The sequence below is a fragment of the Paracoccus pacificus genome (assembly GCF_042680785.1).
Classification (GTDB): Bacteria; Pseudomonadota; Alphaproteobacteria; order Rhodobacterales; family Rhodobacteraceae; genus Paracoccus; species Paracoccus pacificus.
Genome location: NZ_JBHUEN010000044.1, coordinates 1 through 8786 on the forward strand (window position 1 = coordinate 1; position 8786 = coordinate 8786).

The 8786-nt window shown below is 61.4% G+C and carries 9 protein-coding genes and 1 pseudogene; 4 read left to right on the forward strand and 6 right to left on the reverse strand.

Annotation, left to right across the window (positions count from 1 at the left end; genetic code table 11):
* Positions 1-30 precede the first annotated feature (30 nt).
* On the reverse strand, positions 31-1305 hold the full coding sequence (locus ACFSCT_RS16010; protein ID WP_379144421.1) for a relaxase/mobilization nuclease domain-containing protein: 1275 nt from the start codon (positions 1303-1305) through the stop codon (positions 31-33).
* Positions 1302-1847: a ribbon-helix-helix protein, CopG family gene (locus ACFSCT_RS16015; RefSeq protein WP_379144424.1), complete on the reverse strand. Its 546-nt coding sequence runs from the start codon at positions 1845-1847 to the stop codon at positions 1302-1304. The genes ACFSCT_RS16010 and ACFSCT_RS16015 overlap by 4 nt, the downstream gene beginning before the upstream one ends.
* Positions 1848-2481: 634 nt before the next feature.
* Between ACFSCT_RS16015 and ACFSCT_RS16020 the strand changes: the two genes are divergently transcribed.
* The 3 genes from ACFSCT_RS16020 (at position 2482) to ACFSCT_RS16030 (ending at position 4656) form a co-directional block, all read left to right on the forward strand.
* A complete protein-coding gene (locus ACFSCT_RS16020) occupies positions 2482-3198 on the forward strand; it encodes a nucleotide-binding protein (RefSeq protein ID WP_379144426.1) in 717 nt (238 codons plus the stop codon).
* On the forward strand, positions 3198-3878 hold the full coding sequence (locus ACFSCT_RS16025) for a hypothetical protein (protein ID WP_379144427.1): 681 nt from the start codon (positions 3198-3200) through the stop codon (positions 3876-3878). The genes ACFSCT_RS16020 and ACFSCT_RS16025 overlap by 1 nt, the downstream gene beginning before the upstream one ends.
* Before the next feature lie 430 nt (positions 3879-4308).
* Positions 4309-4656 (forward strand): hypothetical protein, encoded by a 348-nt coding sequence (locus tag ACFSCT_RS16030; RefSeq protein WP_271073548.1) that lies wholly within the window; start codon positions 4309-4311, stop codon positions 4654-4656.
* A 98-nt stretch (positions 4657-4754) separates the two neighbouring features.
* Here the strand turns inward: ACFSCT_RS16030 and ACFSCT_RS16035 are convergent, their stop codons facing one another.
* Positions 4755-4922 carry a hypothetical protein gene (locus tag ACFSCT_RS16035; protein ID WP_379144429.1) on the reverse strand — a complete coding sequence of 56 codons (168 nt, stop codon included), beginning with the start codon at positions 4920-4922 and terminating at the stop codon, positions 4755-4757.
* A 22-nt stretch (positions 4923-4944) separates the two neighbouring features.
* Entirely contained in the window at positions 4945-5844 is a 900-nt protein-coding gene (locus tag ACFSCT_RS16040; protein WP_379144431.1) for an ArdC family protein, read from the reverse strand.
* A gap of 964 nt (positions 5845-6808) precedes the next feature.
* Here ACFSCT_RS16040 and ACFSCT_RS16045 point away from each other — a divergent pair.
* Positions 6809-7777, forward strand: a complete 969-nt coding sequence (locus ACFSCT_RS16045) for an IS110 family RNA-guided transposase (RefSeq protein ID WP_379144433.1) — start codon at positions 6809-6811, stop codon at positions 7775-7777.
* A 123-nt stretch (positions 7778-7900) separates the two neighbouring features.
* Here the strand turns inward: ACFSCT_RS16045 and ACFSCT_RS16050 are convergent, their stop codons facing one another.
* Together ACFSCT_RS16050 and ACFSCT_RS16055 are read right to left on the reverse strand one after the other, a co-directional pair.
* Entirely contained in the window at positions 7901-8368 is a 468-nt protein-coding gene (locus ACFSCT_RS16050) for a DUF411 domain-containing protein (RefSeq protein WP_121634690.1), read from the reverse strand.
* Between the two features lie 11 nt (positions 8369-8379).
* Positions 8380-8786, reverse strand: a pseudogene (locus ACFSCT_RS16055) (heavy metal translocating P-type ATPase); the annotation flags it as partial.

Here is an 8786-nt window from a genome sequence, read left to right on the forward strand (position 1 = left end):
CCATGCCCCTACCGTCGAACGCCTCCCGCGTCATACCCCGACCGCCGCATTGCTGCAATTTTTAGAGGCGCCCTTGTGCTTGTCCTCGATGGTGATGCGATCTCCGTCCATCTGCACCTGATAGACCGGGGTGCGCGGGGCATGGTGCATCAGCTGCGCGCCGCGATCATCGCCCAGATCGCGCACGATCTCCGAGGCAATACCGTAGAGTTCCTCACGCATTTCGCGCTGCTCCTGCACGGGCAGGCGCGAAATGTCCTTCTCGCTTTCATCCAGCCAGTTCCCGAAGGCAGTGGCCAGATCGCCGCGATTGCGGATGGTTTCAGCGTCCATGACGATCTCCTGATTTCTGTGATTGATAATGCCGCCCTGTTCCAGCAGGTCGGCTGCGGCCTCGATCTTCCGGGCCAGGTCCTCGTCGCTGATGAGCGTGGCCACGACCGCGAGACTGCGCAGCGTCTCGATATTGCGCTGAATGTGATCGAGGGCATCGCTGAGCGCCCTGCCCTGGCGGCGGGCCTCGACGGGCTCACGGCCTTCACGCGCAGCCCGCTCGATCTCGGCCCGCGACGGCCCATAGGTCAGGATGCCGCGATCCAGACGGCTGCTCTTGTCCAGAAACATCCCCTGCCCGCCCGCAATCTCGACCAGCCGTTCCTTCATGAAATCCAGATTGAAGACATGGTCCTTCGCCATGAAGAACCAGTCGCCATGCTCCAGGCCCCGGTTGTTCACCACCACATGGACATGCTTGTTGACCCGATCGGTATGCAGGGCCGCGACATAGGCCCATTCCTCGCCATCCGAATGCAGACCGGACTGGAACATCTCCATGCACCATTCTTCGACCACTGGCCGGGCGCGCTCGGCGCTGACATCGAAAGGGAAGGAGACCAGCAGATGCGTGGTCTGGCCGTTCTTCGGATCGCCGGTCCATTCATCCGACCACTGATCGACCACAGCCTTGCGCTGATCGCCGTCGAGTGTCCGGGCCCGCGGGTCAAGATCGGCCATGTTGCCGAACACCGCCGCCGCCTTGGAAAACAGGTAGTCCAGCTGATTGCCAAGCTGCTTGCCGGTGTGGGTGCCGCCATTATGGATCTTCTTCAGCACCACCGCATTAGAGCCCTGGGTGACTCGCCACAGCCCCGCCGCCCGCCCGGAAACCTTCGGCCTCGGCGTCATGAACCTGTCGAACTCGCGCGCGACCTCGGCCTGCTGAAAAGCCAGCATACCCGCCCCGCCCTTCCAGATCGGAAACTCGATCTCGCCGATCAGCGCCTTAGCGAGCCCACCCCGGCTCATGCCTCGGCCTCCACGAAGGCCTTGAAGAGCCGCACCCCACGGCGCCGCTGCTCGGCAACGACCGCCTGCAGGAAGGTCCGCACCTTCGGAATGGCCAGCCGCAGATCATCCAGCGCGTGCATCTCCCCCCTCGCCAGCTTGATCTTTCGGGTGTTCGCGGCGAAGGCGATCTGGTTGATGTTCACGCCGATCTTGTGCAGCTCGTGCTTGATCGCCTCCAGTTCCGCCGCCTGCTCGGGCGGAAATTCCAGCATCCCGACGCTCGACCGCAGCAAGGTGCGCAGCACGTCCGACCTGCTAGCGGTCCCAAGCCCCCCTTTCAGCCTGTCCAACTGGTGCACCTCCTCGGGGGATAGCCGCACGGTAACGACACTTCCATAGGTCGTGGTCGCCTCGGATTGACGCAGTTTCAGGGCCTTTTCCTTCTTGATCGCCTCAGGCGCGGCACCAACCGCGTCAGCAACCGTGGAAACAGCCCCGCCCGCCTTCAACTGGCGGATGGCCTCTGCCTTCTGGTCTTTCGTCAGCGATTTACGCGCCATCAATAGTCTCCCGACGATGGCGGTCAGACGGTTTGTATACATTCCGCATTTCCTGCCACTTCCCCATATGTGCCAGAGTAGCCCAAGATCGCCCATCAAACAATCGGAAATCGCGGCCGCAGGCTGCGTCGATTGGGGCGATCGCAGCGGTTGCTCTGGCACATATGGTCCGTTTACTTACCCCCCAGGGAGTGTCGCCGTCGCGACACCGCTTCAGGCGCGCGCAGAGCGCCGTCAGAGGGCCATTCAGGACCAAGCCGCAGGGGTGATAGCCAAACCCCGCCAGCAGGCCCCACGCGCCCTCTCCGTGCGACCTAGCGCCGGCACCAACAACGGATCGCGCAGTACGGTTTACGGATGTTGCTTGTTGGATTTCGTATGTCGTATGTTGCAGCCACTTTTGCTCAGCGCCTGCCATTTTATATCGCATCACGCATCGCGCATAACGTTTGTTGCATCGCGCATGTCGTTTGTAGCAGTTCGCAAATTGGAGCACGTATACCGCATGAGCCATATTGCTTGACGTATTGCGTATCTAGGAGACTGTATCGCGTTTGCGGTACAGCGCTTATCGCTTTTCGGTTATCGTGTTACGCATCAAGGACACCGCATCACGCAGAACGGATAGCGCATCATGGGCACAGGCAGACGAATCATCGCAGTCATGAACAAGAAAGGTGGCTGCGGAAAATCGACGCTCGTGCGCGGTCTTGCTTCTGTGGCCATCGACCGAGGCGAGCGTGTGACGATCTTCGACACTGACAGCAACCAGGGCATCGCTGAATGGATGAACGAAGCGCGCAGCCAGGGCTATTGGCATGACCGGATCAATGTGATCGGCACATTGAGCGCCGAGAAGGTGCTTGAGGACATTCAGTCACTATACGAAGGGCCGGACGAGAATCACCTGATCCTGATCGATACTTTCGGCGGTGCATCAGAAGCGCATGACGAAATGGCGATGACCGCGCATCTGATCGTCTCGCCCTGCCGCCTGTCATCGCAGGATGTGCGCGACACCACTTCAACCGGCATCTGGCATGAAAAACTGAAGACCCGCGTCGATGATCCCGATCATGTGCCGCCATTTCGTGTGGTCGGAAGCCATGTCGGCAAATCGATCAGCGAATCCGCGAAGACGCAGATCGCGATCATGTTCGAGACGCTGCCGACACTTGAAGATTTCGTGCTGGACCGGGCCTGCTACGAGCGCATGAACGACACCGGGCTTCTGGGCGTCATCCGTGACAAGCACCCGAACCGAAGCCTCGTGCAATCAATCGCACCAGGCCTGACCGAAATGGGCGAATTGCTCGATCAGTTTGATACCATCATCAAGGAGAACAGCTGATGGCTAAACTCAAGGATCGTGGCATGGTTCTCAAGCGCGATGACAGTTTTGCGGCTCGTCTCGATGTTGCAAAGCCAGTGGAAGCCCCGCGCCCGGCCGAAAAACCCGCGCCCAAGCCGCCAGCGAAGAAATCGGCGGAAGCATCAGCTCCGACACCGAAGCCAGCCGAAAAACCGAAGGAGCTGGCGCAGCGTACAGTGGTTTCCGCACCGATCACCGCATCTGAACCAAAATCAGCCCCTGATAGTTCAACAACTCAAGAGCCTCGCAAGACCACTGAGGACATGAAGGCGACGGTCGAAGCGGACAGGGGGCCGAATGTCAAGCTGCGCGTCACATTCCGTTGCCCGACCGACCTGGCCGAACGGGCAACAGCCTGTGCGGAAAAAGCCCGCTGTCCGGTCAGCGCGGTCTTCCGCAAGGCCATGGGCGAGTTGCGTCCGCAGCTGATTGAGCGGATCGAGGCGGGCATCGAATACACAGAAGTGCCAAGCGAGCGGATGACGGATGCCAGCCACCCGTTTGACACATCCATGATGATCAGCCAGGCCGCCTATGGCCGGCTGGCGAAAGAGATCGATCCGGAGGCAATGACCGGCATCGAAGCCCCCATGTCACGATGGGCGCGGGCACAATTTCTGCCGCATTTCGACGCATGGTTATCATCCAAAGGTCACTAGTCGAACGAGGCGAAGTGGCCCCAGATGCCGTCTTGGCTGGCGATTGCGGTGCTAGTGTCGACAATAGATGCTTGTGAGGTCCGCGCGTCAGCGCGGCCCGCGGTGATCGGGTGACGCGCCGGGGGATCGACACGGGCGATGCCCGTGCTCACCCCCGTCGCGACGATCGTTCATATACATGAGTTGTCCGCCCAGCACCCCCGGTTCTGCCCGTCAAGGGGCGAGCGCCGCCTTCGGCGTCGTCTTCCAGGCGTGCCGTGTCCTCGCCGCAAGCGGCTGCGGGCCGCACCACCCCGCCTTCCAGACCCCTTGACCGACAGCCCCAAGGCCGCGGGCAGGGCTTCGCCCTCCCGCTTTGCCCGGAAAAACCTGAGGTTTTCCGGGCAAAGCGAAAGGCCGCGCCCATAGCGGACGGAGGGACGAAATGCACATGTCGGAGCGACTGATCAAAGTGCAGCAATTGGTGAAGGCAGTCTATGATGCTGATCCAACGGATGCGGTGGTGGTGATGGGCGTCATTCTGGAAGAATGGCGTGCCGGCGTTCCGCTGGTGGCCTTTGTCGATGATGAAGATGAGGCGGCGTCCTGGGCCGCGCTGGCGACATTCGATGAGCTGCGCGCCTATTTCATTGCCGCCGGTCGGCAGCTGGCGGAATATCCGCTCGGCCGAAAAGGCGCGTCGCGGCTGGCGAAAAGGATGCTCGCCGAACTGTCGCCAGAGGATCGCGTAGCGGCATTGTTGGAACTTCAGGACATTCAAACGTCTGGCACGGCCTGAACGGGGCAGGGCGGACGAGGACGCGGCAGACGCCGGCGCTGACCTGGCCACTTGGCGAGGCCGAAGGCGAGCCCGCCGCCCGAAGGCGGCGGTACTTGTCAGCCGATCTCTTCGAGAAGCTTTTCGCCAGTGAAGGGACTGACCTCATAGATCAGGACCGAAAATCCGAATCTCTCAACGCGGATGCGTGCGCGGCGCTTGGCCTCGGCCAGCGTTCCGCAGCGGATTGGCAGATCGTCGGGATGGTCGCGCAATTCATAGAACATGGCATTACCTCCGATGGGCCGCTCACGCGGCGGCCCTGTCTTCGGTGGCGTCGGCCTCATCAGTTGACGCGGCTTTCAACAACCAATCGGCGGCCTTCTGTGCTTCCGATGCAGCTTTGAAGATCAGGCGCTTGTCGTCAGCCAATGCCCGCAGCCAGCTTTTCAGATAGGCCGCCGACTGGTCGAAATCGGGTGTCAGCCCAAGGCTCGCGCAAACCATGCAATTTCCGATCTCGGCAATCAGTTCTTCGAACGCATAAGCTTTCCGGTCATTGAAGCGGCCAAAGCGATCAAGCCGCGACTTATGGCCGGTCCAGTGCGTCGCCTCATGGGCAAGGGTCGCATAATATCCGCTTGCGCTGTGGAACGTCGCGACGGGCGGCATGTGGATGTAATCCTCGCCGGGGACGTAATAGGCGCGTGGCTCGTCACTGTGGCGAATATCGGCACCCGTCCCGGCAAAGAATGCGTCAAGCTCGGCATCGGCTTCGGTGCCAAGGTCGCGGGCAGGATCGGCAGGCTTCGCCTGAAAATCCGCCGGCAATCCGTCGATCTGCTCGGCGTTGAAAACACGATAGGCTTTCAGATATGGAACGCGCTTGTCTGCGCCGGTGTCCTCGTCCTTGCGATCAACCGTGCCATATTTCACAACGGTTGATGATTTCTCGCCCTTGCGGACCTGCCCGCCTGCCTCCTGCGCTTGGCGATAGGTGAACCAATAGGCGCTGCGATAGCCGTTTTCCTCGGCGGCCAGCCAGAGCATCAGCACATTGATGCCGCGATAATATTCGCCATTGGCGCGGCGCGGAAAAGGTGCGCCGCCCGCTTCTCCGGTCCACGGTTTGCGCCATGCGGGCGTACCTGCCTCAATGCTGCGGATGATCTGGTCGGTGATGGTCTGGTAAAGATCGAAAGTTGCCATTTGTGGCCTCCTTTTTTCGCGACGATCCCGCCTTGGTCTTTTGCCTCGGTCGGGGTGCCCATAATGGGCGAAGGTTTCAGGCGAGAAGCGCGCAGCGCGCCCTCTCCTGAAGCCTTGCCAGGTGGCGAACCGGGCCGGTGAATTTCCAAAGGCGGCGCAGCCGGGACCGGAGCCACGCGCAGCTGCACGGAACCGAAGCCGTCAGGCGAAGGTGGAGGAAGCGAGCATGGCGAGGACCCACCCTTTGGAAAGAGGGCCGGAACAGGCCCTCAATCCAGGACGCGGCGCGCGCCAGCGTGACGAGGCCAAGGCAAAGCCGGGGCGTTCGGCCTCCGGACGAATCCTCCGGCCGACGGCAGCCCGCGCATAGGCGCGGGCTACCAGATCCTGATCGGCAGTAGTTGCAGGGCGATGCGATCGCCATTGGCGCCCGCGCCAGTGACCGTCACCCGAATGGGCCGAGACGGGCAGGGCAGGGCGACCAGGACCGGCGCGCGAGGATCTGGCTCGGGACGAGACAGACCGCAGAAGCCGCAGCCGGTCGCATCTCCCTGAATGGCTCGGATCGAGGGCGCGCAGCGGCCGAGATTAGGGCACGGTTCCCGGACGAAGGAGGGGGGAGGCGCAGAAAGGAGTTTTCCGGCAGGCACATCAGAACCCGCAAAACGCTATCCACAATACGGTAACCGACAAGCAGAAAGAAAAGGGGCTGTCTGCCCCTCGCCGCATATGCGGCTCACCCCGAGGATTATGCGTGAGTCATTGTCTCCGCTTTCCACACTGGAAAAGTAGAGGCAGTCGGTTTCTGGGACGGCCATCCCAGGAACTGGTGACGGGCGGGCCTCCCCGAGGAATGACCCGACGTGCGGTCGCAAAATATCTTGCCTCCCGTCACATCTGTCAGGCCATCCGAACGGTAGAAGGGCCTTCGCGGCCGTGCATAATCAAGGATCATGACAAGCATATGAGCAGCAACTTCCACGAAGGACATCGCACGAACATCATCGCGTTTGAGGTTTCTAAAGCGAGCCTGACCGTCCACAGCCTGCCCGACGACCAGCAGGTCACCATCCCAAACACCGCGCCTGCGGTCAGACGCTTGCTCAAAGCAAAAACGAAAGGCAGCAACCCTTTCGTGATCTGCGAGGCATCAGGTGGATATGAGCGACATGTTCTGAATTGCGCCGTCGAGGTGGGGCTTCCAGCTCATCGTGCGCATGGCACGCGGACACGGAATTTCGCGAAATTCTTGGGCCTCTCTGCCAAGACAGACGCGGTGGACGCGCGAATGCTCGCGCTATTCGCCGCCAAATCGGTCGATCTTCGGCTATGGCAGCCACCCGCCCCAGAAACGGCCGAGCTGCGTGGCTTGCGGCGGCGGCGCGATGATCTGGCACAGATGATCCGCATCGAGCAGAACAGGTTGGAGCATCCGCAGATCAAGCATGTGGAACGATCTCTGAAGCGTCATGTTCGGGCCATGAGCAACGAGATCAAGGAGCTTGATACTCAGATCGCCGCATTGGTCGCCGCAACGCCGGAGTTCCGCCAGAAGTCGGGCCTGCTGACGTCTGTGATCGGCGTGGGGCCAAAGACGGCAGCGGCCTGCCTGGCTTATCTTCCAGAGTTGGGGTCGCTGACCAAAGGAGAGGCCGCTTCGATTGTTGGTCTTGCGCCCCATGCTCAGGATTCAGGGACGCTGAAAGGACGACGTCGCATTTCAGGGGGGAGGCGTGAGGTCAGGTCGAGCCTCTATATGGCGGCATTGACGGCCCTCCGCCTCGATCCAGCGATGCAAGCTTTCGCGCACCGCCTGAAAGAGCGTGGCAAGCCCGCGAAAGTGGTCATCACCGCAATCATGCGAAAGCTCGCCGTCATCCTGAACGCGGTGCTCAAAACTGGAAAGCCTGCGCGTCGAGCTCATCCGGCATAGCGATTGCGGACCTTCGCTCGCCTGGCACGAACAACCGCAGTGCGGGACTTTCCTGACTTTCGCTGCGACTGCGCGGTGTGAGGTTTGTGCAGTGGCCCCACAGCGATCCTGAGATCGGCGCCGTCAGGCAGCCTCGTAGCTGGAGAAGATTTCCGTCCTGCCATCTCCGAGGATCAGGAACACGTCGTAGGCTTCCCGCTCATCCTCTGGCCCCATGCCCGGTGATCCGTAAGGCATCCCAGGCACGGCGAGACCGACGGCATCGGGGCGCTCGGATAGCAGCCGTCGAATGTCGGCCGTCGGCACGTGTCCTTCGATCATGTAGCCCTCGATTTCGCCGGTGTGGCAGGAGGTCATGTTCTGGGGGATGCCGTTCTCGAGCTTGTGCCGGATCAGGAGGGTGCCGAAGCTGCGCTCGGTGGTGACCTTAAATCCGTTCTCTTTGAGGATCTCGATCCAAGCTGTGCAGCAGCCACAGTTCGGGTCTTTCAGAACGTGGATCGCGGGAGAGCTTTGAGACAGTCCGGCGGTCGGTGCCGTCGCGGCGAAGCAAGCGGCGGAGGCCATCACGGCGCGGCGGGTGAGGGTCATCAGGGTTCCTTTCAGGTCTTTGCGGCGGCGCGATCGGGGCGTGTCTCAGCGGTCAGATCGACGTGACCCGCAGGTTCAGGCGTGCCGGTAGGACGGAAGAACAGCAGCCGCAGGGCGTTCATCGTCACCAGCAAGGTGGCACCGGTATCCGCGAGGATTGCGATCCAAAGGCCGGTGATCCCGAGCACGGTAGTCACGAGGAATATCGCCTTGAGGCCGAGCGCAATCGCGATGTTCTGGCGGATGTTCGAAATGGTCGCACGGGAGAGGCGGATCTTGCCCGGCACATCGGTCACACGGTTGCGCAGGATCGCCGCGTCGGCCGTCTCGAGCGCCACGTCGGTGCCCGAGCCCAAGCGTGCTGTCGATGCCCTTTGCGGATGGAATGCTGGACATCGATTATTTCCCCGTAACGTTT